At 56.5% G+C, this 25803-nt stretch carries 24 protein-coding genes and 2 tRNA genes; 14 read left to right on the top strand and 12 right to left on the bottom strand.

Annotated elements, in window-relative coordinates:
- The first annotated feature begins 48 nt into the window (after positions 1 to 48).
- Positions 49 to 474, top strand: a complete 426-nt coding sequence (locus tag RBB49_RS27120) for a biopolymer transporter ExbD (protein ID WP_306146096.1) — start codon at positions 49 to 51, stop codon at positions 472 to 474.
- Positions 475 to 526: 52 nt separating this feature from the next.
- Here the strand turns inward: RBB49_RS27120 and RBB49_RS27115 are convergent, their stop codons facing one another.
- Positions 527 to 2098, bottom strand: a complete 1572-nt coding sequence (locus RBB49_RS27115; RefSeq protein WP_306146095.1) for a caspase family protein — start codon at positions 2096 to 2098, stop codon at positions 527 to 529.
- A 472-nt stretch (positions 2099 to 2570) separates the two neighbouring features.
- Here RBB49_RS27115 and RBB49_RS27110 point away from each other — a divergent pair, with 472 nt between their 5' ends.
- A complete protein-coding gene (locus tag RBB49_RS27110; protein WP_306146094.1) occupies positions 2571 to 3422 on the top strand; it encodes a hypothetical protein in 852 nt (283 codons plus the stop codon).
- A 47-nt stretch (positions 3423 to 3469) separates the two neighbouring features.
- On the opposite strand, the gene RBB49_RS27105 is transcribed toward RBB49_RS27110, so the two are convergent.
- Together RBB49_RS27105 and gloA are read right to left on the bottom strand one after the other, a co-directional pair.
- Positions 3470 to 3545: transfer RNA gene (locus RBB49_RS27105), tRNA-Glu, on the bottom strand.
- 125 nt (positions 3546 to 3670) lie between these two features.
- Entirely contained in the window at positions 3671 to 4111 is a 441-nt protein-coding gene (gene gloA / locus RBB49_RS27100; RefSeq protein WP_306146093.1) for a lactoylglutathione lyase, read from the bottom strand.
- A 53-nt stretch (positions 4112 to 4164) separates the two neighbouring features.
- Between gloA and RBB49_RS27095 the strand changes: the two genes are divergently transcribed.
- The 3 genes from RBB49_RS27095 to RBB49_RS27085 all read left to right on the top strand — a co-directional run bounded on the left by RBB49_RS27095 (position 4165) and on the right by RBB49_RS27085 (position 6307).
- Entirely contained in the window at positions 4165 to 4944 is a 780-nt protein-coding gene (locus tag RBB49_RS27095) for a Sir2 family NAD-dependent protein deacetylase (RefSeq protein ID WP_306146092.1), read from the top strand.
- Positions 4945 to 5081: 137 nt separating this feature from the next.
- The gene (locus tag RBB49_RS27090) at positions 5082 to 5663 is read left to right on the top strand and encodes a cold-shock protein (protein WP_306146091.1); all 582 of its coding nucleotides are present in this window, start codon (positions 5082 to 5084) and stop codon (positions 5661 to 5663) included.
- Positions 5664 to 5818: 155 nt separating this feature from the next.
- The gene (locus tag RBB49_RS27085) at positions 5819 to 6307 is read left to right on the top strand and encodes a DUF192 domain-containing protein (RefSeq protein WP_306146090.1); all 489 of its coding nucleotides are present in this window, start codon (positions 5819 to 5821) and stop codon (positions 6305 to 6307) included.
- 142 nt (positions 6308 to 6449) lie between these two features.
- Here the strand turns inward: RBB49_RS27085 and RBB49_RS27080 are convergent, their stop codons facing one another.
- The 7 genes from RBB49_RS27080 to RBB49_RS27050 all read right to left on the bottom strand — a co-directional run bounded on the left by RBB49_RS27080 (position 6450) and on the right by RBB49_RS27050 (position 12221).
- Positions 6450 to 7163, bottom strand: a complete 714-nt coding sequence (locus RBB49_RS27080; RefSeq protein ID WP_306146089.1) for a peptidoglycan-binding protein — start codon at positions 7161 to 7163, stop codon at positions 6450 to 6452.
- Between the two features lie 590 nt (positions 7164 to 7753).
- Positions 7754 to 8458 (bottom strand): TylF/MycF/NovP-related O-methyltransferase, encoded by a 705-nt coding sequence (locus tag RBB49_RS27075; RefSeq protein WP_306146088.1) that lies wholly within the window; start codon positions 8456 to 8458, stop codon positions 7754 to 7756.
- 519 nt (positions 8459 to 8977) lie between these two features.
- Positions 8978 to 9451, bottom strand: coding sequence for a hypothetical protein (locus tag RBB49_RS27070; protein ID WP_306146087.1), 474 nt, complete (start codon positions 9449 to 9451; stop codon positions 8978 to 8980).
- Positions 9452 to 9726: 275 nt separating this feature from the next.
- Positions 9727 to 9951: a hypothetical protein gene (locus tag RBB49_RS27065; protein WP_306146086.1), complete on the bottom strand. Its 225-nt coding sequence runs from the start codon at positions 9949 to 9951 to the stop codon at positions 9727 to 9729.
- Positions 9952 to 10531: 580 nt separating this feature from the next.
- The gene (locus tag RBB49_RS27060; RefSeq protein WP_306146085.1) at positions 10532 to 11269 is read right to left on the bottom strand and encodes a hypothetical protein; all 738 of its coding nucleotides are present in this window, start codon (positions 11267 to 11269) and stop codon (positions 10532 to 10534) included.
- Positions 11270 to 11279: 10 nt separating this feature from the next.
- Positions 11280 to 11768: a Panacea domain-containing protein gene (locus RBB49_RS27055; protein WP_306146084.1), complete on the bottom strand. Its 489-nt coding sequence runs from the start codon at positions 11766 to 11768 to the stop codon at positions 11280 to 11282.
- A gap of 177 nt (positions 11769 to 11945) precedes the next feature.
- The gene (locus RBB49_RS27050; RefSeq protein WP_306146082.1) at positions 11946 to 12221 is read right to left on the bottom strand and encodes a tyrosine-type recombinase/integrase; all 276 of its coding nucleotides are present in this window, start codon (positions 12219 to 12221) and stop codon (positions 11946 to 11948) included.
- A gap of 213 nt (positions 12222 to 12434) precedes the next feature.
- Between RBB49_RS27050 and RBB49_RS27045 the strand changes: the two genes are divergently transcribed.
- The 5 genes from RBB49_RS27045 (at position 12435) to RBB49_RS27025 (ending at position 18529) form a co-directional block, all read left to right on the top strand.
- Positions 12435 to 12911, top strand: a complete 477-nt coding sequence (locus RBB49_RS27045; RefSeq protein WP_306146081.1) for a hypothetical protein — start codon at positions 12435 to 12437, stop codon at positions 12909 to 12911.
- Positions 12912 to 13338: 427 nt separating this feature from the next.
- Positions 13339 to 13415 (top strand) — tRNA-Pro (locus tag RBB49_RS27040).
- Between the two features lie 530 nt (positions 13416 to 13945).
- Positions 13946 to 15862: a serine hydrolase gene (locus tag RBB49_RS27035; protein WP_306146080.1), complete on the top strand. Its 1917-nt coding sequence runs from the start codon at positions 13946 to 13948 to the stop codon at positions 15860 to 15862.
- Between the two features lie 259 nt (positions 15863 to 16121).
- Positions 16122 to 17225, top strand: a complete 1104-nt coding sequence (locus tag RBB49_RS27030; protein WP_306146079.1) for a helix-turn-helix transcriptional regulator — start codon at positions 16122 to 16124, stop codon at positions 17223 to 17225.
- A gap of 212 nt (positions 17226 to 17437) precedes the next feature.
- A complete protein-coding gene (locus RBB49_RS27025) occupies positions 17438 to 18529 on the top strand; it encodes a fatty acid desaturase (RefSeq protein WP_306146077.1) in 1092 nt (363 codons plus the stop codon).
- A gap of 39 nt (positions 18530 to 18568) precedes the next feature.
- Here the strand turns inward: RBB49_RS27025 and RBB49_RS27020 are convergent, their stop codons facing one another.
- Positions 18569 to 19408 carry a PhzF family phenazine biosynthesis protein gene (locus RBB49_RS27020; RefSeq protein WP_306146076.1) on the bottom strand — a complete coding sequence of 280 codons (840 nt, stop codon included), beginning with the start codon at positions 19406 to 19408 and terminating at the stop codon, positions 18569 to 18571.
- 122 nt (positions 19409 to 19530) lie between these two features.
- Between RBB49_RS27020 and RBB49_RS27015 the strand changes: the two genes are divergently transcribed.
- Positions 19531 to 19977, top strand: coding sequence for an Lrp/AsnC family transcriptional regulator (locus RBB49_RS27015; RefSeq protein WP_306146075.1), 447 nt, complete (start codon positions 19531 to 19533; stop codon positions 19975 to 19977).
- Positions 19978 to 20094: 117 nt separating this feature from the next.
- On the opposite strand, the gene RBB49_RS27010 is transcribed toward RBB49_RS27015, so the two are convergent.
- Entirely contained in the window at positions 20095 to 21006 is a 912-nt protein-coding gene (locus tag RBB49_RS27010; protein ID WP_306146074.1) for a LysR family transcriptional regulator, read from the bottom strand.
- Between the two features lie 89 nt (positions 21007 to 21095).
- Between RBB49_RS27010 and RBB49_RS27005 the strand changes: the two genes are divergently transcribed.
- From RBB49_RS27005 to RBB49_RS26995, 3 genes are all read left to right on the top strand, one after another.
- Positions 21096 to 22103 (top strand): TAXI family TRAP transporter solute-binding subunit, encoded by a 1008-nt coding sequence (locus RBB49_RS27005; RefSeq protein ID WP_306146073.1) that lies wholly within the window; start codon positions 21096 to 21098, stop codon positions 22101 to 22103.
- A gap of 78 nt (positions 22104 to 22181) precedes the next feature.
- On the top strand, positions 22182 to 24089 hold the full coding sequence (locus tag RBB49_RS27000) for a TRAP transporter fused permease subunit (protein ID WP_306146072.1): 1908 nt from the start codon (positions 22182 to 22184) through the stop codon (positions 24087 to 24089).
- Entirely contained in the window at positions 24086 to 25657 is a 1572-nt protein-coding gene (locus RBB49_RS26995) for a sulfatase (RefSeq protein WP_306146071.1), read from the top strand. Before RBB49_RS27000 ends, RBB49_RS26995 begins: the two co-directional genes overlap by 4 nt.
- The last annotated feature ends 146 nt before the right edge of the window (positions 25658 to 25803 follow it).

Raw genomic sequence — 25803 nt, 5'->3', positions numbered from 1 at the left:
TATGACAAGGTCAGGATATCTCGGGCGTATTGATTAAAGACATCGCACATGATCCTGATCCACCCACCCATTGGAAAGCGCAGGCGCATCCCGCTGACGCCGCTTATCGATGTGATTTTCATTCTTGTGATGTTCTTTCTGCTGTCGTCGACATTCGGGATCTGGCGGCCGCTGGATGTTGCTCTGGGTGGTGGAGACAGGTCCGATGTTTCCGAAACCGCCGCCGCGCAGGGCGGGCCTGCCATCCTGATCAACCTGAAGGCCGTGCCGGGTGCAGTTCAGCCCCAACTTGTTGTGAACGGGATAATTGTTCCTTTGAACATGTTGGCGCAGGAACTTGATCGGCTTGCGGCCGCGGGCGCTCAGGCCGCAGTGCTTATTCCTGATGCCGCAACCGATTTTCAGCAGGTCGTCAGGGTCCTTGACGAGGCAAAGTCGTCACGGCTCAAACGTGTCAGTCTCAAGCTGGATTGAACGAAAAAAGCCCGGCGGTGTCGCCGGGCTTTCTGATTGTTGTGTCTGACGCCTAGCGGCCTATCGCACCGCCGATGATGCCGCCGACAACGCCGCCGATGAAGGCTGCTCCTGCCGGGTTGACACCTCCGCCATTCCGCCTTTGCGTGTTGTTTGCACGCTGCGGCTGCGAGTTGCGGCGAGTGGTGGTGCTGCGCGATGCAGATGTGGTCTGTTGCTTGCGCTTGATTTCAGCAATATAGGCCGAGTACTGCGTTGCCGTCTGATTGGTCAGAAGCAGCTGCTGCGAGGCGGTGAAGAAGCCGGTCGGAACCAGACCATTCGCCGTCTGCCAGGCGGTGATTCCTGCCCGTGTCTTCGGCCCGAAGGCACCATCAGGCCGGCCGACATTGTTGCCGGTGAGATTGAGGCGCGTCTGGATTTCGCGGCGCGCCGTCCTGTTCCAGCCAAGCGCTGCCTCCGTCTCAGCCGTGCCGGGAACGGCAGCCTGCGGATTGGGCAAGGTTGTGACCGCAGCACCTTGAGCCGCACCCGGGGCAGCGTTTGCTGGGGCCGTGGCTGCCGGGTTCACGGCAGCAACCTGTGCACCGCCCTGCAGGCGTTTGATCGAGTTGCGGGCGAAATCAGCGAACGTGCCGTTCGGATAGGCCGACAGATAGGATTCGTAGTCTGCCACCGTGTCGCTGGATTTCGCAGCTTCCCAGATCAGCTTCTCGCGTTCCCAGTCGAGGTTCGGCTGAGCCGTGGCAGCTGCAGCGGTTGCCGCATTCGTTACTGCCTGGTTCGGCACAGGTGTGGTTGTCGCCGTGTTGCCGAGCGCTGCGACTTCGGTTCCGGCGGCTGCCGGTGCTGCCTGCTTGTTCAGGAAAACTTCACCGATCAACGAGGCATTGACCCAGGGGCGCTGGCGCTTTTCGGTCGCGTCATAAACATCTCCGGTAACGCGCGTCATCACGGTCTGGATCGATGCGTTCGGCGTATCGATGTGACGGATGAGAGCGGAGGTAAACGGAGAGTTCTGGCCTTCGCCGTCGAGCGCGACATCGCCCGGGCTTGTCGCAAATGCAATCACGGAGCCTTCGCCGCCGGTTTCCTCGACCTTGATTTCCGCGAGGCCGGTGCCGAGGCTGCCCGAGCGGCTCGGTCCCATGCGGCGCGCAAGTGTGCGTGCGAGGGGGTTGTCGCGGCATGCGTCCAGGAACACCATTTGCACCTTAACGTCCTTGGACATCTGGCGCATGATGAAGTCGACGGAAATGGTCTCGAAATCGAGCGACGTCTCGTCTTCTATCCTGGCATCAATCGGAACCAGCAGGTTCTGGCCGCCGACCTGCATGCCGTGACCTGCATAAAACAGCAGGGCAATTTCGGCACCGTAGGCTTTTTTGGCGAAATCCAGGACCGAGCGGCGCATGTCGGTATACGTCTGGTCCTGACCGGCCACGACTTCAAAGCCAAGGCTGCGCAGTTTTGCAGCCATCTTTTCGGCATCGTTGGATGGGTTGGGTAGCGGTATCGTGTGTTCGTAAGCGCCGTTGCCGATAACAAGGGCAACGCGCTTTGCCAGAGCCGGCATCGTCCCTGCCAATAGAATTGCCAGCACGGCGATCATTCGTGTGAACATGTCCTGTCCTCTCGTAAGATCAATATTGCCCGTCGGTTAGTCCGATCTTTTGTGAGGCCTGTTTCCTCTTCTTCTTTAACCTACCTCTGCGGCATTAATCGCGATGTAATACGTGTCACAAGTATGCGTTTTGGTGAAATTGGTCTTAAAAATGCCCACCTGCCCGAGTGCGAAGGTTTCAAGAACGCTTCAATTTCCGCGCAGATCATAGCCAAACTTTGTAGGCGATTCCACCGCTCTTGCAGGCGCTTCAACGTTTTTCGCATCAAATTTTCGTCTGTATCGCCAGAAAACGGGCGACGTTGGCGACGGGCGGCTGTCCGCGCGTCACGGGCAGGGCAGATATCGTAGTGGAAGCAAGAAACAAGAGTGATGGAGATCACGTATGTTCCCTAGAGGATCTTGCTATGATCCAACCATCAGAGCGGTGATACCGGATTGCCGCGGTTCGGCTCATGCAGGAGCGGTTTTCATGGCTGGTCGTTCAGATATTCTCTCTCACATGAAGGCTTCGCATATCGGCGTCTTCAAGAACGCGGCGAAGCTGTACAATGTCGCGATCCTGGTAAGGCGCACCAACACGGCGTCGCTACAGCATATCGGCGAACCCTACGCGGTGCCAAAGAGGCTGGACTGCAAGGCAAAGACGGCTGATTTTGATGTTGCGCCGACAGGCGCGCGTCTGCCCGCCGCAAAGAGAGGCGTCATCGCCGGTCTTGTGGTCGATCCGAACCTGTTCGGGGAGGGTGCCTATACCGATGGCAAATATGCAAAGGCGCTTGTCGCCTGGCGTTCTTTTGCAAACCAGTTGAACCCGGAAATGACCACCCATGAGAAGCAGAAGGGCTTCACCTACATTCCGGGGGGTGGCCAGTATTTCGTCGAGCGCGACCCGGAAGACCCGTATTACGGCTGCGTGAAATTCACGTCGGGATCGCTGATCACCGCGGGCAAGTGCATTCACGGGGATTTTGATCTCTACGGCATTGTCGACATGGATGCCCCTGACAGCATCGTCAGGGTCAAGGAGAAGAGGCTAGGACAGACGCATGCGAGATCGCCGAAATTCCTTGACGTCCAGAATTTTGTCAACGGACGCATCGGCGTCAACATGATCCTGCACGGATCTCAGGAAACCTATGCTTCGGATCACGAAGACGACGATCTCGACGTCTTCTTTCCCGATGGCAGGATCGAATATGCAGGCCCTTCCGCGAACGACCTTGCAGCCTTTTACCGGCGCGAGTTTCCGGGCAGAACGTTTTTCGGCAAGGACGATCCGGCCCAGGCCGTGGAAGGCCGCTACGTATCGCCCACACAATGACATGCGGACAAACGTCTGCCTGAAGCCTGATTCAACCTGAGGGAAAATGGCACGCCCAACGGGACTCGAACCCGTGTTTCCGCCGTGAAAGGGCGGCGTCCTAGACCGCTAGACGATGGGCGCGCGGTCGACGCGGTTGCGTCGTGGGGAGGCTTATAGGCGGGAATGGACTTGCCCGCAAGAGCCTTTGAGACAATTTTTTGCAGGCCCGGTATTCCGGACCCGCACATGTTGAAAACCGGGCAGAATCACCACTCGCCGGTGTTCGGCATCGACGCCCATGGTTCTTTCTTTTCAAGGGCTTCGCCCTTTTGAAGCAATTCAAAGGAAATGTTGTCCGGCGAACGAACGAAAGCCATGTGCCCGTCGCGCGGCGGACGGTTGATCGTCACGCCTTTGCTCTGCAGGTTTTCGCAGAACGCATAGATGTCATCGACCTCGAACGCGAGGTGACCGAAGTTGCGGCCGCCGCCGTATTCTTCCGGATCCCAGTTGTAGGTCAGTTCCAGAAGCGGAGCCTTGTTTGCCTTTGCCGCCTCGATATCGTCGCCACCGGCAAGGAAGATCAGGGTGAAGCGGCCCTGTTCGCTTTCGTGACGGCGGATTTCCGTCATGCCCATCTTGTTGCAATAAAAGTCCAGCGACTCTTCAATGTCGGTTACGCGAACCATCGTGTGCAGATAACGCATAGTTTGTCCTTTTCCTCAATCGAGGGATCTATCCAGAGGTGCCCGACCGGCTCATGACCCTTATCACCAGCCTTGCCGAAGCCAGAGGCTTTGTAGCCGATTTTTTGCAAGATGACGGCCTCAGCATCGTCGCTTTGACCGGCGCGGGAATTTCGACTGAATCGGGAATACCGGACTTCCGGTCCCCGGGAGGGATATGGTCCCAGCGCCAGCCGGTTCAATACCAGGATTTCCTTGCCTCAGAAAAAAGCCGCCTGGAGGACTGGGACCGGCGTTTCGAGATGGAGGACTTTTTTACAAGGGCCAAGCCGAACGCCGCCCACATGGCACTCACCCGAATGGCCGAGACAGGGCAGCTCAAATGCCTCGTTACTCAGAACGTCGACGGATTGCACCAGGCAGCCGGATTTCCTGAGGACAGACTGATCGAAATTCACGGCAATTCGACCTATGCCAGCTGCCTTGATTGCGGTGCGCGGGCAGAACTTGCCGATCACAGGACAAGCGTTGAGCAAGGGCGTTCGCCGCGCTGTCCGTCGTGTGGCGGTCTCCTGAAGGCCGCGGTTGTCAGCTTTGGACAGCAAATGCCCGAGGCAGAACTTGAAGCCGCCTTTCACGCGACGCAGTCCTGTGATGTCTTTCTTGCGATGGGAACGTCGCTTGTCGTGCATCCGGCAGCCCAGTTGCCGGTAAATGCTGTTCGTTACCGCGCTGAACTGGTGATTCTCAATGGACAAGAAACGCCGCTCGATTCGCTGGCTTCTACTGTCATTCGAACGCCACTGGCACAAACTTTTTCAGGTTTTGGCGAAGAATTTGATCAAAACCTGTAAATGGTCTGTGGTTAGTTCCACAATTTCGCTTCTCGCTATAAGTCGCAATGTTATCCTTTTATTAGGAATCGGTCGTGAGGTGAGTCGCAACTTCCCCTCGGCCTAATGATGCGGACCAGAGACGGGACAAGATCGCTATGGGGGTGAAAACCGCACGGGAACCCCGCGCGCTCGAGACGACGGCAGAAGACGTTGCCGTCGACGTATTCGAGATCGCCGGAACAATAAAGTGGTTCGATGTGGGCAAGGGCTATGGCTTTATCGTCCCCGACAGCGGAGACGGCGACATACTTCTGCATGTGACCTGTCTCAGGCGAGACGGTTACCAGACAGCCTACGAGGGCGCGCGCGTCGTCTGTGAGGTGCTTGACCGGCCCCGTGGCCTGCAGGCGTTCCGAATTCTGTCCATGGACGAAACGACGGCAACCCATCCTTCGCAACTGCCGCCCTCCAGAACGCATGTTCAGGTCGTGCCCGAAGGCGGCTTTGAGACCGCGACAGTCAAGTGGTTCAACCGGGTGAAAGGGTTCGGTTTCCTGACACAGGGCGAGGGCACGGAAGACATCTTCATCCATATGGAGACGTTGCGCCGTTTCGGGATCACCGAGTTGCGGCCCGGCCAGGACGTGCAGGTCCGCTTCGGCCAGGGGCCGAAAGGGCGCATGGCGGCCGAGATCCGGCCGATGGGAACCGGAACACATATTCCAGCCTCGCACTGACCAGACGAAGCGAAGGCGGTGCTTCCTTCCGGCCGGACTTGTTCCGGCCTTTTTGTTTGCTGAATGTCCGGAAATGCGGGCTGTTCTCGAAAATGCCACAGACCCGGATTTCAATTGACGGGCAGGCCCGCCCAAACCAAACCGACCCAAGGTGAATGCCCGTGTCTCGAGTTTTCCGTTCTGTTGCCAAAGTGTTTCTTGCCCTGTTCCTGGTCACCGGCCTGACGTCCGGAACCTTCGCACAGGATGACGGCAAGCGGCTGCGTACCGAACCGCTGACCGTTGAAAGCGCTGAGAAGACCCATCGGTTCACCGTTGAAGTCGCGGTTTCAGCGCCCGAACGTTCCCGGGGGCTGATGTTCCGTGAGGAAATGGCCGCCGACGACGGCATGCTGTTTATTTTCGAAAAAGAAGGCGACCGGTATTTCTGGATGAAGAACACGCCGCTGCCGCTCGATATTATCTATATCGATGCTGCGGGCAAGATCGTCAGCATTGCCGCCGACACGACGCCTTTCTCGGAACAGACCATCCCCTCCGGCGCGCCGGCGAAATACGTCCTGGAACTCAACGCCGGAACGTCGGCGGAGCGCGGTATCGTGGTCGGCGACACGGTCTCCAGCGCGTCGATGACGGGCGGGTGAGTGCAAAAGACAGAAATTGAGCTGCGCATTTGTCTGTTCGCCGACAGGCCCGGCGGAGGCTAGCAGTTTCACCTGCGTTTCACGCCGCATCTAGAACATGTCATGAAATCGAGGACATCGCCGGCCGGGTCCTGCCGGCCGGCTAGATCAAAAGCGGCACCTTCGGCATCCATGTGGTGACGCGTCCACCCATGCCGTGCAGTTCCGGGATCATGATCACCTTCATGGCGTTGGTTTGCTTCAGGGGGTCCATGGTGATCACGGCGGGCTTGCCCTTGTGGATCGTCGTGCCCCACATGACTTCGACATGTCCGACGTCGGAACCGGAGGGCTTGTATCCGATCATGAGCGGCCCGTGCCAGGACATGCGGGTGAAGGCCGTTTCAGCATAGAACCTGTCGGCAGAAACGGAGACAGGGCGAAGACCATAATAGAGTTCCCAAAGTGTTTGACCGCTTGGGATCCGCAAGGCGCCATTCGATTTCGCGCCACCTTCCGATATCATACCGGATATGATCTGTTCCTGCGTGTAGTTGCGGCGCCCGGATTGCGTGGTCAGCCAGCTTTCGGTGGCGGCCGCCCAGCAATTGGACGTGGAGCCCTGGTAGACTTCGGTGGGTTGACGCCGCAGTTTCTGATGAACCTTTTCGAACAGGACTGCATCGGTGAAAGCGCCCACGACACCGTCTACCATAAGGCTTTCCTGAATCTGAAACGCGTAGACCGCGCTTTCCGTCTGGGACCCAAAATCGCCGTCTGGTGTCAATGTCACGCCGATGGCGGAGCGGTTGAGCTGACGTTGCAATTGCTCAACGTAAGGGCCCTTGTAACCGCGTTTGGCTTTTACTGAACTCATCATCGGTCTCCATGCAAATCTGGCCGGTCGGGTGCCGGCATCGCGTGGGACCTGAAATAGGGAGACGGCGAAAAATTCGTTATGATGTCCATCACAAAAGGCACGATTTGCGCGCATTCCGTGCAGGAGCGCTTTGTTTCGTGGCTTTGGTTTTGAAGTAGGTGGATCAGTCTGCACCGGGCACGCAGCTGGAACAGATGCTGAAATTGGTCCGGATTCGCCCGGCGACAACGAGCGCATGGGACACGAGGCCTGAAGAGGTGTGCGCTTTTGTCCTCGATATCGAATGAGAGCGTTTTCTGATCCAAATTGGCCAGAAACGCTCTAGGGTACGGACCCATAAATGAAGCCGATTTGGCGGCAGAAATGGCAAAATCTCGCGAGGAAGCGTGAGTAGAGCGGGCTTTATGCCCGGTCAAGCGCGGTGACGCTGCGAGGTGAGGCCATTTTGCCGTCCTTCGGATTTGGGTCGTTTCAGCCATCTGCCACGTCGCGAAAGGCTTGAAAATGAGCACACTTCCTGCGCTTTCGCTTCTTGCAGTTGGTCAAAACGATCCAAACCAAATTGACTTCATTTATGAGTCCGTACCCTAGCGCAAAACAATCACGAAGTTGGCGCAAGTCGTATCGGCGGCGAACGCGATGTTTTTGGCGTTTTCTTTAACGAAATCGTCCACGGCTTTGACGCATCCAGGCCATTTGCCCGAGTAGTCATCCACGATGATGGTCGATCCAGATACCCGTCTTTCATAAATCCACTTCAGCGCTCCACTTACTGGTTCGTGCAGATCGAGGTCGACGTGGGCAAAGTCTATTTTTTCATCAAGGTCCGGCAGTTCCCTGGGAATCCATCCTCGGTGAAGGTGTGCTTTCGGCAAGAGTGACCGGATATGGGCCATGTCAGGGCTCATGTCGCCGAAGCTGCTACTCGTCTCTTTGTCGAATTTCGTCGACTCCGACAGTCCCTCAAACGAATCGAAGATATGGTGTTGATCGTCTGGGCGGTCCAGGACCTTCGTCATCATCATCGACGTTTGGCCTCGGAACACTCCGAACTCCGCGGTCGTTGCTTTTGTCGAGTTTGCCCTCAGCAGCTTCAAATATTGAAAAACGAAGTATTTCCTGCGAATTTTCAACGGGGAGGCTGGGACACCGGGTGCACAGGTCTCGTGGATACCTTCATACAGAGCAAGGTATTCCTCCGGCAAACCAGCCATTCGCGCAGCGTCGGATTTAGCGCGGCGGTTGGATTTGCGATCACCAGATCTCAGTTTTGAGAGCAATTCGCCGAACATTGTTTTTTCCTTGTCTCTTTTGATCGCGGCCTCCTACCACGTTTGATAATAAAATTCGATCTGCTCTCAACTTGAAAAGTACGCTATTGCGTGACGGGCCGCGTCGGGCCTTTCAGATCAGGCCTTATTCCGTCATCGCTCGATTTGCGTCACTGTGCTTGTCAACCACGATAGGTTCACCGGTCTGGCGGTGGCGTTGAAACCTTAGAGGGAAACGCTCGTCGGGACTGAGAACTAGGGAAGAACGGATTTCAGGGCTGTTTTGAAAGCGCATAGTCCGTCTTTGTCCACACGGGCCGTGACATCGCATACTATTCTCGCTTAACGCGATCTGCGAACCTCTGTACACCGCCAAATCAACGGATCGGGGTATAGCGCAGCCTGGTAGCGCATCTGGTTTGGGAGGACGGCTCCTAAAATACACAACCCGTTGAAAAAACTTCTATAAATCAGCTTCTTCCCACGCCCAAAACAAGCTTTCTGGGACTTTTCTGGGACTCAAGGTGCGAAAGAACGACATCAATATCGCCTTCTTCTGCTGCTGCGTTTGCGGCGATTGTCAGCCTTATTGTAGCTCCGGGGTTTGCTGAAGAATTCGTCCAAGTGCGCCTTTGTCTTATCGGTTTCAGCTTTACTGAGTTCTACAAATTTTTGCTTTTCTTCACTGGTGAGTCGTGGTTTAGGCGGGGCGAATTGACCCATTCGAGGTTTGGGGTTTGCCGCGTCTCTTTTTTCTTTTGCACGGTCTTCAATTGTTTCTCCTTTGTGAGAAAGCCATTCGCCAATGATCGCAAAGGGAAAGAAGGTGACCAGGACCGGTGCTGCAACAAGAATGGCGAAGGTGAAATGATTCAAGTTCGCGATTGTCGCAAAATAAACCCAGAAAGAGCTGTCGCCGTTTGGGACATGATTTTTTAGAACGTAGAAAAAACCGCAAAACCAAATGAGAGCTAAAATAACTGCGAGCAACTTCAGCGCTTTTCCGAGCAGCATTTCATCACTCCTAAGTTCCAATCAGATTTAAGTCGTCAGGAGAAGAACCAACCCCTGACAAATAGCGGCGATGCCGGCACAGATAGCCGCTCTTGCACTGCGTTTGCTTTGTCTGCGTAGCTCGTCGCCAAGTTCTTGGACAGAACCACCAACACCGCCATAGCCGACTGTAATGTCTTTCGGGAGTTTCACGAGGCCAGACCAGAACCAAAATAGCGCCGCCAGAAAAGCGAATGCGACCGACGACCAGCTTAATAACTCAATCATCTGAAAACCTACTCTTCGTTTTCGATCTGCTTTTTGAGCCGCTCTATGATTGGTTGAATCGTATCAAGTTTCTGTCTCGCGTAAATCAGGTCTTTCTCTGTTGTCTCGACCTGGTCACCGTCCACGTTAAGCGACCAGAACCGCGCGCGGCCCGCTTTGATCTCGTTTATGCGGTCAATGAAAACCGCCTCGTCATCTTCAAGGACTTTCAGTAGCGCTTTGGGATCAAGCATCGCTTATCCTCCGTATCAGCGTTAAATTTTACCGGAACCCAGTCCCGAGACCCTGTTGCCAGTTTCAAGTGCCGCGAGTCCGTCCCGAACATCCTCGTCGAGGACATGGGCATTGCGAACAACGAAGCTATTTCCGTTTAGCGCTATTTTTCTATTCTCTGGCTCGTTGCAATACTCTTGCCCTCCAGTCCCTAGCCATACTCCACAAAGCGGCGAGGGCCGCAAAAACTAACGGAACCACTAAAATTCCAACAATCGGCATCGCAAGGCCTTTGGTAAGCTCGTAATATAGCATTCCGCATGTGAATAGTAACCAGAAGCAGCCGAATATGATTATGTGCTTCTTTTGTCCTTGCAGCACTCTATTGACCCTTTTCTAAGTCTTCCGAAGTTTACTTGAATTGTGCCCGATTGCCGGGCTCTTGATCTCCAGCGCCGCCAGACCGTCCCGAACGTCCTCGTCGAGTACATGGGCATAGCGGACGGTCGAGGAAATATCCGCGTGCTTGAGCGCGTTCTGAACAAGCGCGAAATCCCACGCACCACATCGGACGATGTTGCGCGCTGTCGCGACATCCTTTTACGTGGGATCAGGCTCAGTGCCGATTTCGATGAGAAGCTCATGCACATTTTGCACGTGCGGAGTCAGATCATCCAACTGAATAAGGTTGTCCTGCTCCAGACGGACAATACGTGGGTCGCGTGGGGGTGGCCTCCGGGTACCATCTTTCCCCTTGATATAAGTGCTGGTAGCGCAGCTCAAGTCAGCAATTTCCACAGCGGCGCCAGCAAAGTCGCCTCGCGCGTAAGAATGATAGATGAGCGACATCATCAGATTATTGACGGCTGCATCCAGTCTGTTCCGTCTTGGGTATGGAAACTGGAAAACAACTTCCTCGCCCTCGACCAGATAGATTGATATGCCTATTGCGGCCTTTCTGTTGAGGCCAAGCGACAGATCTTGAGGCGTATGGTCGTAAGCAAGATAGTCCTTGGCGCGCACCAAATCGAACAGAACCTTGGCCGCGCTGACGTTCATCTCTTCATCTTTGCCCTTGCAAGCCTGAACGAGAGACCGCTCCAGTTCGCCCCACTCAACTTTGGGCGATACGTCCAGTCCACGTTGAACGCCGTAAATTGTTGGGTAGGCATTACGAAGTGGCTTATATGTGGCAAAGTCACCTCCCTTCATTGCCCTTTCGACATAGCGTCGCAGCCAATCCTTTCGTGAGGAGGCGGGTAGGACCACCGCGCTGGCCAAGTCAATAAATTGTATGCGATTTATGAGAGCTGCAACTTTGCGCTTACGTTTGCTCAAGGGCCACCCCTTATGCGTGTATCAGTCCTTCAAAGTTTGAGGAAATCACATCATTTTTGATTCGCATACCAATATTTGTTTTTGTTTTCGCGTCATCCATAGTTTTCGACCACGGCGTGTTTGGCGCATGCGTGATGTCAACTAGTGTAAAGCTTGGGATTTCCAAGTATTTGTACAAATGCTCCTCAATTGACGCGATAGCTGAATTGTCGAGCAGTCGGGGAAGTTCCTTGTATTCTCTTTTGACCGGATCAAATTTTCGCGCCAGTTTGTCGATCGGTTGATCGCCAAACGACTTGAATGCGTCGTGAACTGTTTTCTGAACCGGCCCGTACTCCCAAGCTTCAAATTCACTGCTGATCAATGGTTGGCCGTGTTCAACCAAAAAATGGCCATGCAAGAAGTAGCAGATTTTCTGAACATCAATCTGTGTCAACTCTAACTCTTCATCCCATGCGCGGATGAGTACTTCATTTGCGACGACACGTGCATCGTACATTGCTATTCTCCCGAATTATCTGCCCGACTATCAGCGGTGGTGGTTAATGCCGCCTTTCAATTGCCTAAGTATCTGTTGTATTGTTATTATTTTATCTCAGTTTTTGTTTCGTGCGCCAAGCGATTCTATAGGTGACCGCAATGTATTTTAGCAAAAACCAAGATGAAAGCGGTATCGTCACCGCCGAAATTTTCCCAAGTTGTGCGTAATTGCCGGGCTTCTGGTTTCGAACGCTGCCAGACAGTCACGGACATCTTCGTCGAGAACGTAGGCATAGCGAACGGTTGAGGAAATGTCGGCGTGCTTGAGGGCGTTCTGAACAAGCGCGAGATCGCGGGTAGCGCGGAGAAGCTTTGATGCGAAATCGTGCCTGAGATCATGGATCCTGAAGTCGGTGACGCGTGCCGCCTTCAGAGGCTTGTGCGTCGTGCGCTTGAAACTGTTGTAGCTCACTACCCGGCGCTTGCTGCGGTGCGGGTGGTGCTGCATTTCGTAAGACCACACCGCCTTGCCCGGAGCAGTAGACCGAATTGGAGCTGTAGGCAACACGGTCCAGGTGCAGATCCCACAGGTGATCGGCAACGCGATCCTAAGGACGGAGCGGGATAGGTTGGCAGCGAGACAATAGCCACCTATCTGAAGAACATCAGAACAACGGAGAAATTGATGGGCGAATTATTAAACAGAGATTTTCAAAGAGTACTGCTGGAAGTTCTTGCTGACAGCTACCCACGTTTTGTCCTTCAGCAAGATTTACCAGCGGGATCAGGAAATGAGCAACTGGTTAACATGGCTTATCTTGAGGAGCACGGTCTTGTAAGAATGAAATGGTTTGAAGGCCTGATTGTTCAGAATTTCGAACTTGCCACCATAACGGCGAAAGGACTTGATTTTCTGCAAGATGACGGCGGGTTAGGGGAAGTTTTAGGGGTTGTTACCGTTCGTCTGGATGACGAGACAATTAAGGCGTTGCTGATCGACAAAGTGGCCGCCTCAGATACAGATGCAGCCACAAAGTCAAAGATTATCGAAGAAATTCAAAAAATGCCGTCAAGCGCCGTGCGAACTGTGGGTCAGCGACTAATGAAAGAAGGGCTCGACCGTCTCCCTGGTGCAGTTGATTGGATTGTAGGCATCTTTTAGCGCGTTTGGTTCTGATAAGCGCACATTCCCAATAGATTCGATGTTCGGCTATCCAGTGCGGCTGCTTTAGCAGCTCCAGAACCCTGTCATCTTTCAATCATAACGATAACGGTGGACACACCGGTGCCGTTGTCCTTGAAACTGCCGTTCGGCAGGTCGTCAAACCATCCTCCTTTTGCCGCAACGAAGTTCCGAGATGCGCGCGCGTTTTGTTTCCCGGGCCCGCGCGCCAGCCGACATCACCGAAACCGTCCGACGGCCAAGCTTGGACCACTATAGTGTTCCGTGGTGAGAACACACAATGAACGGATTTCATGACTGTTTTGAAAGCGCATAGTCCGTCTTTGTCCACACGGGCCGTGACATCGCATTCTATTCTCGCTTGACGCGATCTGCGAACCTCTGTACACCGCCCAAATCAACGGATCGGGGTATAGCGCAGCCTGGTAGCGCATCTGGTTTGGGACCAGAGGGTCGCAAGTTCGAATCTTGCTGCCCCGACCACTTTTCCAACGTTTTGGCGATTTTGCGTTTCGCATCAGGGGTTCTTGCAGGAGCCGTCTGATAGCAAATTCGTGCCCTGGATCCGGGATATCCGGCTCACGTTTCTGTTTTTGATGAGCTGCGCCCGTTTGCGCGCCTTCGTCGTCGATCAGCGCTTTTGAAAACCCGCATCCTTTTGGGCTGTCCTTTGACCGGCTTCATATGGCGTGTCGCAATGCGCCGAAAAAGTTCCCGTCAAAACGGAGACGGGGACACCGTGAGCGCCAGACATTCGCTAGGCCGGATTGCGGGAGCTGAAGCGGGAACGTGAAAAGCGGTTTTTGAGGAACTTCCAGCGGAAGGACGGCGTGTTCCTTCAACGCTTCCGGACGCATCGCAAGCCGCCCGCCCATCAGGGCAATTAACAGGTGATCTTGTAACACTGAAAAAGCTGTCCTGGCCGATACAGCAGGACGACGTCCAGGGGCGTGCGCGGCGTATGTGCGCTTGTCATCAGCCACGGTTCCCTAAATTCCTTCTCAGCAGCGGCAATGCCTAAATTCTCCATCGTTGCGATCCGCTTCCACGGTGAGCGCGCACTCTGTTTCATGGTCCTGGTTTTATGGATGGGCATCGCCGTATCCTGCTCGGCCCTGGCTGCAGGCGCCCGGACAACTCCCTCCTGGCAATCGTCTCTGGAGGGGTTCGTCGATGGGCTGATCACCACCGGGATGGATCAGGACGCGGTGGCGGGTGCGGTTGTCGTCATTGTTTCGGGTGATGATGTCCTTCTGTCGAAAGGCTACAGGCTGGGCGATGCGAGAACCGGACGATTGATGACACCGGATGACGACGTGGTGCCGCTGGCGTCGGTAACGAAGGTATTCACGGCGCTTGCGATCCTTCGGCTTGCCCGGGAAAGCCGTCTTGCCCTGAATGACAGGGTTTCAGAGCATCTGTCGGGCTTGAAGCTGGACCAGCAGTTCGGGGATATGCGCATAATCCATCTGCTGAGCCACACAGCCGGACTGGAAGATCGCTACTGGGGTTATCTGGCAGATCACGGCGATCGTTTGGACATGACCGGGCTTGACCGGATTTCGGCGATACTTCCGGCACAGGTCAGACCGCCGGAAGACGTGATTTCCTATTCCAATGCAAGTTTTGTCCTGCTCGGTGCGATCGTTGCGCGCGTCTCGGGCCAACCGTTCGAGGCGTATCTTCGAGAGGCGGTTCTGACCCCGTTGGATGTGGATACGGCGCATTTCATGCTTGAACGCCAAGCGGCGGGAACCATAAGCCCGTTTCACGTCTGGCAAGCCGGTCGCTATGAAGCTGTCGATCCGGAACCTTTTCCTGCCATCCATACGCCATCCGGCGGGCTTGCTTTGACCGCCACTGACATGGGCCGCGTGATGCAGGCCCTGCTGCGCAAGGGTTCCGAAGGAGCAGATGCCTTGCCCGTCACAAGGGCAATCGCGGATTTGCAACGGGCTGCATGGCCGGACCGGCAGGCATTTGCAGCGCGGACACTCGGATATTGGACGGAGGTCTGGGCAGGGAAGCAGGTCTTTCATCATGGCGGTACTCATTTCGGTTTTCACACCAACATGACGCTTGTTCCTGCGCTGGATATCGGGATCTTTGTCGCGGCGAATGGCCCAAACGGCGGTTCGCTGATGGCGCTGCCGCGACGTGTTCTGCGCGAGCTCGTTTTCCCCGGAGAACAACCTGTCGCCAAACGGATGAACTGCGATCAGGCGTGCCTTCATGCGTATCAGGGCCGGTACATTACAACGCGGCGGAACGAGACCGGTTTGGACCGGATTCTGGTCCCGCATCAAACGGCCTTCACCGTCACGGCCATGGGAAACAGCACGCTGCTGGTCACCGGGCTTGGCCACGCGCGCCGGTTCGAGGCTATCGGCGACGACGGGTTTGAAACCCCGGAAGGCGACACGCGCCTGGGGTTTCGGCGCAACGAAAACGGCCTCATCGCCGGTGCCTACTTGAATGGCGGGATTCACAGCTTTGATGCGCTGGATTTCTGGCACAGCTCCGTCTCGCTGGATTCAGCCTTGTGGACGGCCTTGACCGGTTCGCTTCTTTGCCTGACAGGCGGTGCACTTGGTTGGCGAAGCCGGCAGCGATACCTGAGCATGCCTGTCTGTCTGGGTGTCCTGTGGATCGGCATCGTTTTCGGGTCCGTTGAGATCCTCGAGCAGATCACGCAAGGCAATGATCTGGCGAAACTGGCTTCACCCGGGGCTGGGATGTGGACGATGACAGTCCTTCACGGAACCGGTGCCGCCTCGTTGCTGTTAGCCGCTGCCTGGTTGTTGGCGACACGCAAGGAACGCACCCTGAGAGCCGAACGGTTGGCTCTGATTTCCGCATTGCCGCTTTTTGTCTGGTCTCTGTTTGCAGCCTGGAAGTGGAACCTGCCAATGGCTGCCCTTGTGTGGTGAGCCGGTGTTCATCAACACAGGCATCCGGTCAATGTGCGAAGCGGGACAGTCGTCCGAACGGGCGGTCAAGCTGTCTTTCCCGGCACGCGCGGACAAGGGTTTCCGGACCGGCGTTGAGCTGGAGTGGTCTTGAGGATAGTGATGGAGCGCAAGAAGCCTCCACTTCCGCACACAAGTCTTGAAGATGACCTTTGACGCGAATGTATTACGAGCCGCAATGATTTCGGCCACGTTGGCTGTTACCCTTTTGGCGGCCTTGTTGAGCTTGTCCCAAAGGCGGATCAACCCGTCCCGCGCAACCCTCGCCATGTTTTTTGCGATCTTTGCAGCAAGCGAGGTGGATTCAATTGCCGCCATCTTGATCGAGACGCCGCCGCAGAGTGTGCGGGACGGATCGGAGTTCGCGGGTTTCGCAGCCAACTTCTGGCTTGGGCCGCTGTTTTTCACCTACGTAAGAGACATCGCCGGCATGGGGCGCGAACCCGGCAGCAGGTGGATCGGCAACCGGCATTTTCTATTGCCAGCCGCGGTGACTGTCTTTGTGATCGGTACGTTTGCGTTGTTGGAAATCACGCATGACAATCGGCAATCAGGCAACTTGTCGAGCCTTGAAACGCTGCTCCTGACATTTGTGCATTACGGCTTCATGTTTCTGTCCGTCGCACTCGCCGTACAATGGGCTGTTTATGTTGTCTGGGTTCTGATCACGCAGGCAAAACATGTCGAACGTTTGAAACAGTATTATGCCAGTACGGAAGGCTTGGAACTCAGATGGGTATCCATCCTGGCCTGCGCGTTGGGCGTCTATGTCCTGCAACACCTGATCGGGCAGATCATCATCCTCCTGGGCGGGCAGGATCCAGTGACCCCGCTCTTGGACAGTTTTCTGGTCCTCGTGGTTGTCACGGCATTGGCGCTGTGGAGTTTGCGGCCGTCTCCGGATCTGGAGAAGGCAACCAGGATCCTGGCTGAAATTGAGCCCCGGAAAGAAAAGAAGTACGAAAAAAGCGCATTGGATGCAGAGCAATCCGAACGCATTGCCCGCAAGCTCGTGCATGCAATGGAACACGACTTTCTTTACCGGGACCCCAATCTGACACTCGCTATGCTGGCGCGGCATGTGGGTGTATCGCTCAACTATGTCTCGCAGACACTGAACCAGAACCTTGGCCAGTCTTTCTTTGAATTCGTCAACGGCTGGCGCATCAGGGAAGCGATGCCGCTCGTTGCAAAGGGCGAGGCAACCATTCTCGCCATCGCCTACGAGGTCGGCTTCAACTCCAGATCGGCTTTCTATTCCGCGTTCAAACGCGAAACCGGTCACACGCCGTCGTCTTACAAGTCGGCAACAGCCAGACATTAGGAAGATAAGACGTTGCTTGTCATGCGCTAACCGGAGACACCTCCGGGCAGGGGGGGTGTGTGCTGCCCGCTTGTGCCGAACCGGCTCGCGTTCCCGGCCTATAGGGCAGGACGATGCGGGCGCGGAACAGGTCTATCGCATCCGCAAAGACCGTTTCAGGGCAGATTTGTTGCGCGCTGGAATCAGTCAGAACCGTCAAGTGATGCGAGCCAATGCCAAACTTTCAGCCGAAGACCGAGTTCACATCGCGGCTCAACAGCCGTGCAGGCAGATATCTCTCCCGAAGCAAGACCGGCAGGTTCGCCGGAAGCGGCCAGTGGATCAGATCCGGCCTTCTGTTCCTGCTCTGCGCTGCGATCTACGGCCTGTTGTACATTGACCTTAGCCATTGGCTTGTTTTGATTTCTGCCGCCATGTTGGGTGCGTGTATCTACACGCTGATCGCAACGGTGTGTCACGATGCGGCCCACGGTTCGTTTGCGGCATCCAGATGGGTGAACGGGATTTGCCTGTTCGCCGGGTTTTCGCTCATCGGGGTTTCCGGGAAGCTCTGGGCTGAGCGGCATCTGAGGCTGCATCACATGTATCCGAACGTAGCCGGAACCGACATTGATGCCGATGGATCCAGCCTGCTCAGGCTGTCGCCATCGAGACCCTGGCGCGCCTGGCACAGGTTTCAGTGCTGGTATGCCGCTTTCCTGTATGCACTTGTGCTGCCCCATCTGGCGTTCGTGGAAGATTTTGAACACCTCCGCAAAGCAAGACGGGACTGGCCGGACAAGTTTTCGGGTCTCCGGCCATTGGCCGAATTCGCCGCATCGAAAATCATCCACATTTGCTTATTCCTGGTGATGCCGCTGGTCTTGTCCAAACACGGGATCTCAATGGTGTTGGGCTATTACATCGTGTTCGTCTCGTCCGCGTCATTGCTGTTTGTCGCGATAAATGTCGGCAGCCACATCAGCGATGAGGCAGAGTTTTATGACCCCGAAGAAGACGGCACGCTGCCGCTGGATTGGGCGCATCATCAAATTCGCACATCCGTTGACTGGGCGCCGACCTCCAGACTGGCAATCGCGTTGACAGGCGGGGCGAACGCCCATTGCGCACACCACCTCTTTCCGCGTTTTGCGCACTCGCACAATCGGGCACTCAGCCGGATGGTGATAAAGACTGCGCGCGAGTTCGGCGTGCCGCTGAACATCCTGGCACCATGGGAGGTCATCCGGACCCATTTGGCCCACCTTTACAAGATGTCCCGACCACCACAAGGCGCTGATGGCGGCCTTGCAGGTGGCCGGTGATCGCGGGTCAAGCAGGACGCGGCGCATCCGGCAAATCGCTCATTTGATGTCTCTGGCCCCTCCGGACACCTGCACGGAGGCACCCTTGGTGTCGTCCAGCGCGACTTTGATAAGGGACGGGCTGCCCATGTCTTCGCCCTGACGGATTGAAAAGCCGCCGTTGTGGGGCCAGCGACTGTCTCTTAGGTATCCCGCAAACGCAGCAGCAGCCGCCCCGGTCGCCGGATCCTCAAGGACGCCACCGGAGGCAAAAGCGTTACGGACAACGAAGGTTTGAGGTCCTTCGATGTGAACAAGCATCACCGTCACAAGGTCGTGCTTGCGCATCACGGCGCGTCCCTGGTCAAGATCGTAAGTCATGGCCGCAAGCCGGGCGCGGTCCGTCAGGGGCAGAACAGCATGATTGGCACCGCCGTGAATGTGCGCCGGTGCCAGTTGGGGATCGAGATCCTCCAAGGTCAGACCGAACAGCGCCATGACGTCTTCCATCTCAGAACCGGTCATGGCCCGGCTCTTGGTCGGGGGCGACGAAAGGGTTGCCATCATCCCTTCCGGTGTGGCCTCCGCATCGACCGTGATCGTGGCGTCATTCAGAACGAGGGTATAAGTGCCGGTACCACTGTGTTTCCCCAATGCAGCACCAAGGGCGATCGTCGCGTGACCGCAAAAGGGGACTTCGGATTCGGGTGAAAAGTATCGCACGCGCCAGGTTTTTCCATCATCTCCGTGTGCGACCGCAAAAGCTGTTTCGGAATACCCGACTTCGGCTGCAACACGCGCCATTTCGTTTTCGCTGACAGCGTCCTGCAACAGCACCACGCCAGCTGGATTACCGCCTTCAGATCCCTGGCTGAATGCCGCTATTCGTTGAATGTCCATTGAAAGCTCCTGTCTTTTCGTCAAGCGAATTTAGCCGTCAGGCGAGGGGTTGTCCCCGCAGTACCGATGGCACTTTGACCTTTTTTCTTTCGGTTCGTTGTCGTCTGACTTAACTTGTTTTCATGTCGAAGGAACTGGATCGAACAGACCGCCGGATCGTCGAGATCCTTGAATCTCATGGCCGCACCAGCCTTGCAGATATCGGCAAGGAGGTCGGCCTCTCGGGTCCTGCCGTTGGTGAAAGGCTGCGGAGTCTGCAGGATCATGGCTTTATTGCCGGGTTCGGCGCGCGGCTTGATTTGAAGCGGTTCGGCTACACGATCCAGGCACTGGTCAGGATCAAGCCCCGCAGCGGGCAGCTTCACACGGTTGAAAACATGATCCGCGAGGAGGCGCGGTTCATAGCCTGTGACCGGGTTACCGGCGACGATTGTTATGTCGCCCGGTTGCTTTTGAAGGATGTTGCCGAACTGGACGATATTTTACTGCCGTTCCACGACCGTGCCGAGACGAACACCTCGATTGTGAAGTCCTTCGTCTTTGAAAACCGGCTTCCGCCGCTGGACTAGGGCGATTTGAGCAGGAAGGCAGCCCGGAAATTGGGTTGATCTCAAGGCGGGTACCTGAAGCAGCGGTTCTGCTCGCGAAACTGTTCCTCAATGCGCGGCGTCGGGCCGTAAACGGCGTCAGCGGTGGTGTTCGAACTCAATTCTCTGCTTCAGCAATTTCAGAAACCGATCCTCGATGGCACTCGACTTGGCGTTCGAACGGCGGACGGCGCCCAGGGGCCGGTGAAATCGCGGGTGGTCGAAGGGCAGAAAAACCAGCCGGTCTTCCAGATAAGGCGCGGTTGTGGCCTTTGGCATCGTGGTGATCAGGTCGGTTTCCGAGACGATTTCCAGGACCGAGCGGATGGAATCGGTCTCGCAGCCGATCTGCATCGAGCGGACGCCGGAAGCGATCATCGCCGCTTCGGTTTGCTGGCGCAGCAGGCTGCCCCGGGAATGGGCGAGCCAGACCTGGGCTTCCAGATCAGACGCCATGATCCGTTGGCGTGAGGTCAGGGGATGACCCGACCTGCACATCACACCGACACCGTCGTCGATCAGTTCCTCGAACTCCAACCCGTCAACCGGTTCGGCGAGGCTCTCAGGGCCGAAGACAAGATCGACCTGACCGCGCTCCAGCATTGTCCGCAACTCGTGAACCAGTCCCGTGCGGATTTCGACACTGCAATTCGGGTTGGCCTTGATGAAGAGCGTCAGGGCATTACTCAGGAACCGGCCTGAAACGATCGGCGGCGCCCCGATGCGCAATTCTCCCACAGAGCCCTTTGCGGACTGGTCCGCAACGATACCGGCCTGTTCCTCAGCAAGCCGGATGGCCAGCCCGTTTCTTGCCAGCCGCAGCGCCAGATTGTTTGGGATCGACCGGCGTCCTTCACGTTGGAAGAGAGGCGTTCCGAGCCTGGACTCCAAGGCCTTCATGTTTCTGCTGAGTGCAGGCTGTGTCGTGCCAAGGCGATTGGCGGCAGACTGAAAGGAGCCTGCTTCGACGACGACAGAGAGTTGGGCCAGATGTTTGGGATCGAGTTTCATGCCAGATTGATATGTATAACGCCAAAAGTTTGATTATTCCACATCAATAAGGCTTGGTAACGTCCATGAAACGTCTATGGGAGGATAGCATGTTTCATTTCAAGCCATTGGGCCGGGCATTTCTGGGCGCAACCGTCGCCCTTGCTCTGACCGGAACCGTGTCAGCCGAAATCTTCAAGGGAGAGACCGCAGGTGTCGGCGACCCGGTACATACGATGTTCGTTGCCTTTGCCAACCAGGCCGGGAAGGCAGGTGTGGAAATCCAGGTCAACGCGGGACAGACGTTGACCAAGTCCATGCTCAAGGGCGCAAAGGGCGACATCGATTTCTTTTCGACAGTGCCGTCTCTGGTCAACCTGATGGCAGGTCAGAAGCGGATGTATGAAAAGATCGAGGCCGCGCCCGAACTGGCCAAGAACATTCGCGCTATTCTCGGCTTCAAGGCCGGCGCCTATCATCCGGTGACCCTGGCAGGTTCTGGGATTGAAAGCTGGGAAGACATCAAGGGCAAGACCGTCTTCACCGGTCCACCCGCCGGGTCGGCCTCCGCCACGTCGGAAGCTCTCATCAAGATCATCACGGGCTACGTGGCCGGCGAAGACTACACCGCCGTTCGCCTGAGTTGGGGTGAGGGTTATGCCGCGCTTGCAGATGGAAAAATCGACATGATGGTGCGTCCCGCCGAGATCGGTTCGGCCAACATCGAACGGTTCGGCCTCAGCGGCGAGTTCCGGGTGCTGTCGATCCCTGAAGACAAGGTTGAGAGCGAAGAAATGCAGGCCCTGTTCGGCCGGCCGGGGCGCGGAATGCTTCAGTTCGACGGCGATGTCTACAAGGGCCAGCTGACCGATGGCCAGATCACGGCACTTGGTTTCACGCAATTTGTGGGCACCCATGCCGGGGTCTCTGATGATGTGGTCTACGAAGCCACCAAGGCATTCTGGGAGAACCTTGATGAGGTTCATGGCACCGCATTCTTCCTGAAGGATGTGACAAGCGACACTGCCTTTACGTCCGTCAACGTGCCGCTTCATCCAGGCGCCGTGCGTTACTATGACGAGGCAGGTATCGCGGTCCCGGATGCTCTTCGTCCCTGACAGTTCGTGTCTGCCGGGCAACGGCTCCCACCGTCACCCGGCAGCGTCCCCGATCCCTTCCAAAAGTGAAGATACGCCATGACCGATGCGGCTTCTCCTGCCGGCGTCACGACCCGTCTGTTCGGCTTTGCGGCGGCTCTGGCGTGCTGCGCCCTGGGTCTGATCACGCTCTACAGTTCAGGTATTGGCCTGATCGATCCCAAGCTTCACCGGGCGCTCGGCTTCGCGCTTGCCCTGATCGTCGCCGTCTCCGTTTCGCAGAAGCGGCGAGGGGCGACAAAACCTCTGCATCTGGCTGTCGATGTGGTCCTGGTCCTCGCCGGGCTCTGGTCGATCTGGTCGTTCTACTTCGTCCAGACCGAGATGGAGACTGCGCTCTATGACGTGACAAACCGCGATGCCTGGCCGGCTCTGGCAGGGTTGGTCGTCTTTCTGGAACTCTGCCGCCGCCTCTGGGGCTGGGGTCTCTTTGCCGTCGGCACGTTCGGGGTCGTCTACCTTCTCTTCGGGCAGGACCTGCCGGGAATTCTGGCCCATTCAGGCTTTTCTCTGAAGGAAGTCGCCGAGGCGCTTTGGTACAACACCAACAAGGGTGTGTTCGGTTCGATTACCAATATCGTGCTCAGTACGGTCTTCATCTTCATCATCTTCGGTGTGCTCCTGGAAGGCACCGGTGCGGGTGACACCTTGTTGAAATTCGCTTTTCTGGCCACCCGCCGCACCCGGGGTGGCCCGGCCCATGCCGCCATTCTTGCGTCCTCGATGTTCGGCACAATGTCAGGCTCGACAGTCGCCAACATCGTCGGTACCGGTACATTCACCATACCCATGATCAAGAAACGCGGGTTTTCGCCCACCTTCGCAGCCGGGATCGAGGCGACAGCCTCGTCCGGCGGGCAGATCATGCCACCGATCATGGGAGCCGCGGCCCTGGTCATGGCCGATCTCACAGGGGCCGGGTATCTCAACATTATCGTCGCTGCCCTGTTGCCGGCGCTGTTCTACTATTTCAGCCTGTTCGCAGCTGTCACGGTCGAAGCCCGGCGCCAGGGGATCGAGGTGCAGGAGATGACCGTCGATGATCAGATAACACGGACGGATCTGATCAATTCGGTGCTCTTCGTCGGGCCGATTGTCGTGGTTGTGGGGTCGCTGGTTGCCGGTCTGTCCACATCAGCCGCCGGGTTTTACGCGGTCGTGGTTCTTCTGGTCCTGTCGGTCATCAATCCGGACGTGCGGAGCGATCCGGCACGGCTCTGGCGGTCCTTTCTGAAAGGGGCCGAGTCCGGGGCCACGTTGCTGATTGCGATCGCTGCCATTGGCATTCTTGTCGGCTCGCTCGACAGTACGGGCCTCGGCCTGAAACTGGCCAACGTCATTGCCAGCATCCGGGGTGAGAGCCTGTTTTCCGCGCTTCTCGTGGCCATGGCCGGAGCCCTGATCCTCGGGATGGGAATGCCGACGCTGCCTGCCTATCTCATCATCATCCTGGTGATGGGACCGGCCATTCAGGAACTTGGGGTCTCGATGCTGACAGCGCACATGTTTGTCTTTTACTACGGCGTGGCCTCGTCGCTGACACCACCCGTCGCAATCGCCGCCTATGCAGCGGCTCCCATTGCACAGGCCAACCCCCTGATGACCGCGTTCATGTCTTTCCGGCTGGGCATGGCGAAATTCATCATCCCGTTCATCTTCGCCTTCTATCCGACAATCCTGATCATCGAGGAATTCAGCCTGCTTCCCTTCCTGTGGATCGTGGCGCGTACGTGCTTCTGCATCTGGCTGTTCTCGTCCGCCTTGTCCGGATTCGACCGCCGTAAGCTGACCGTGCCCGAGATCGTTATCCGCTTCGTGGCCGCGTTCGCATGCCTTGCAACCGACCCGCTGATCCACATGCCGGGGATCGCCATCGGTATGGCACTGGTTGCGTTCGATATCCGTGCCGGCCGGGCCAAAGCCATGATTTCCAGGGCATCCCAATGACCAAGAGACCAAACTTCCTGTTCATCATCACCGATCAGCACAGGGCCGATCATCTGGGCTGCTACGGCAATCCGGTCGTGAAAACGCCGCATCTCGACGGGATCGCGGCAGATGGTACGCGTTGGGACCGTTTCTACGTCGCCAACCCGATCTGCATGCCCAACCGGGCCTCGATCATGACCGGACGCATGTGTTCGGTGCATGGTGCCCGTCACAACGGCATTCCCCTGTCGAAGGATCACACCACATTCGTCGAACTCTTGCGTGACGCCGGTTACAACACCGGTCTGATCGGCAAATCCCACCTGCAGAGCTTCACCGGTTTGCCGGCAACGAACCGGTTTGAAGCCAGGCAAGGCCTGACCACTCCGTCGGCGCATCTGCGTGATGCCTACAAGAACAACCGCCACTCAAGCGAGTATGATCTCGAAGTTGTTCCCAATTGGCAGACGCCGCTGGCCGAGCGGCTGAATGGGGATTTCTACGGTTTCAATCATGTCGAGGTTGCCGCCGATCACGGCGATCAGGCCTCCGGTGATTACCTTTTGTGGGCGCGTGCACAGGCGCAGGAATTCGATATGCTGACCGGTCCGGAAAACGCGATGCCTGACAATCGTATCAGGGCCCCGCAGGCCTGGCGTACCGCCGTTCCAGAGGAGCTTTATTCCACGTCATGGATTGCCGAGCGGTCGCAAAGCTGGCTTGCGGATCAGGCGGATCAGGACGCCCCGTTCTTCCTGCAGATGTCATTTCCGGACCCGCATCACCCATTCACGCCGCCGGGACGCTATTGGGATATGTATGATCCCGCCGACATCACCTTGCCGGCATCGTTCGGCCTTGGGGACCTGCCGCCGATCAGGGCCATGAAAGAGGCGATGGAGAAGGGGACTGATCCGAGAGACAACCAGAACCCGTTCGCTGTGACCGAAGATGAGGCGCGGGGCATCATCGCGCTGACCTATGGAATGATCACCATGATCGATGATGCCATCGGCCGGGTATTGAACCGGCTCGAAAGGTTGGGTCTGGCCGACAATACGATCGTGGTTTTCACCTCGGATCACGGCGACTACATGGGCGATCACGGCCTGATGCTGAAGCTGCTGTTGCACTACCAGGGCATCATTCGGGTGCCGTTCATCTGGAACGATCCTACCGCTGCAATCCGTGGCAACGTCGATCACGGGCTGGGATCGTCAATCGACATCGCGGCCACCATCCTCGCCCGAGCTGGAATACAGCCCTACAACGGTCTTCAGGGCCGGGACCTCTTCACCACGGAACCGCCTGAAGCGATCGTGGTGGAAGAGGACAGCCAACGCACAATGACCGGTTTTGACCGCCCGCAGCGTGTCCGCACGGTTGTCACGGATCGCTATCGGATGTCGCTGCGTGAAGGTGAGGATTGGGATGAGTTATACGATCTTGAGACCGACCCCGACGAACTCACCAATCTGTTCGACGCTGCGACTGCAGCAGATGTTCGCAAAAACATGACGGAAACCATGCTGCGCCGGATGATCGAACTGCAGGACCGTGCACCACTGCCTGCATACCGGGCTTGAGTATGGGAATGTCCTCGTCTGGTTGCTAGACAAGAGGCAGGCTACAGAATCGTGATACACGCGAAAATTGTTAAGAGGATTGATGCATCTTGGGTGAATTGAACGCGGTTGCATAAAACCTGCCGCTATAGGCGGTTGTTCCAACT

The sequence above is a fragment of the Roseibium sp. MMSF_3412 genome, from assembly GCF_030733265.1.
In the GTDB taxonomy this organism is placed as follows: domain Bacteria; phylum Pseudomonadota; class Alphaproteobacteria; order Rhizobiales; family Stappiaceae; genus Roseibium.
The sequence above is the reverse complement of the archived record's forward strand: the minus strand, read 5'-3'. Positions and strand labels throughout refer to the sequence as shown.

Bases quoted from the DNA above. Each gene is read 5' to 3' on its own strand.
- RBB49_RS27015 (WP_306146075.1), top strand. From the start codon at position 19,531: ATGTCGAAGGAACTGGATCGAACAGACCGCCGGATCGTCGAGATCCTT.
- RBB49_RS27000 (WP_306146072.1), top strand. From the start codon at position 22,182: ATGACCGATGCGGCTTCTCCTGCCGGCGTCACGACCCGTCTGTTCGGC.
- RBB49_RS27045 (WP_306146081.1), top strand. From the start codon at position 12,435: ATGGGCGAATTATTAAACAGAGATTTTCAAAGAGTACTGCTGGAAGTT.
- RBB49_RS27075 (WP_306146088.1), bottom strand. From the start codon at position 8,458: ATGTTCGGCGAATTGCTCTCAAAACTGAGATCTGGTGATCGCAAATCC.
- RBB49_RS27025 (WP_306146077.1), top strand. From the start codon at position 17,438: ATGCCAAACTTTCAGCCGAAGACCGAGTTCACATCGCGGCTCAACAGC.
- RBB49_RS27010 (WP_306146074.1), bottom strand. From the start codon at position 21,006: ATGAAACTCGATCCCAAACATCTGGCCCAACTCTCTGTCGTCGTCGAA.
- RBB49_RS27055 (WP_306146084.1), bottom strand. From the start codon at position 11,768: ATGTACGATGCACGTGTCGTCGCAAATGAAGTACTCATCCGCGCATGG.
- RBB49_RS27110 (WP_306146094.1), top strand. From the start codon at position 2,571: ATGGCTGGTCGTTCAGATATTCTCTCTCACATGAAGGCTTCGCATATC.
- RBB49_RS27095 (WP_306146092.1), top strand. From the start codon at position 4,165: ATGACCCTTATCACCAGCCTTGCCGAAGCCAGAGGCTTTGTAGCCGAT.
- RBB49_RS27020 (WP_306146076.1), bottom strand. From the start codon at position 19,408: ATGGACATTCAACGAATAGCGGCATTCAGCCAGGGATCTGAAGGCGGT.
- RBB49_RS27005 (WP_306146073.1), top strand. From the start codon at position 21,096: ATGTTTCATTTCAAGCCATTGGGCCGGGCATTTCTGGGCGCAACCGTC.
- RBB49_RS27065 (WP_306146086.1), bottom strand. From the start codon at position 9,951: ATGCTTGATCCCAAAGCGCTACTGAAAGTCCTTGAAGATGACGAGGCG.
- RBB49_RS27070 (WP_306146087.1), bottom strand. From the start codon at position 9,451: ATGCTGCTCGGAAAAGCGCTGAAGTTGCTCGCAGTTATTTTAGCTCTC.
- RBB49_RS27120 (WP_306146096.1), top strand. From the start codon at position 49: ATGATCCTGATCCACCCACCCATTGGAAAGCGCAGGCGCATCCCGCTG.
- RBB49_RS26995 (WP_306146071.1), top strand. From the start codon at position 24,086: ATGACCAAGAGACCAAACTTCCTGTTCATCATCACCGATCAGCACAGG.
- RBB49_RS27085 (WP_306146090.1), top strand. From the start codon at position 5,819: ATGCCCGTGTCTCGAGTTTTCCGTTCTGTTGCCAAAGTGTTTCTTGCC.
- RBB49_RS27035 (WP_306146080.1), top strand. From the start codon at position 13,946: ATGCCTAAATTCTCCATCGTTGCGATCCGCTTCCACGGTGAGCGCGCA.
- RBB49_RS27080 (WP_306146089.1), bottom strand. From the start codon at position 7,163: ATGAGTTCAGTAAAAGCCAAACGCGGTTACAAGGGCCCTTACGTTGAG.
- gloA (WP_306146093.1), bottom strand. From the start codon at position 4,111: ATGCGTTATCTGCACACGATGGTTCGCGTAACCGACATTGAAGAGTCG.
- RBB49_RS27115 (WP_306146095.1), bottom strand. From the start codon at position 2,098: ATGTTCACACGAATGATCGCCGTGCTGGCAATTCTATTGGCAGGGACG.
- RBB49_RS27090 (WP_306146091.1), top strand. From the start codon at position 5,082: ATGGGGGTGAAAACCGCACGGGAACCCCGCGCGCTCGAGACGACGGCA.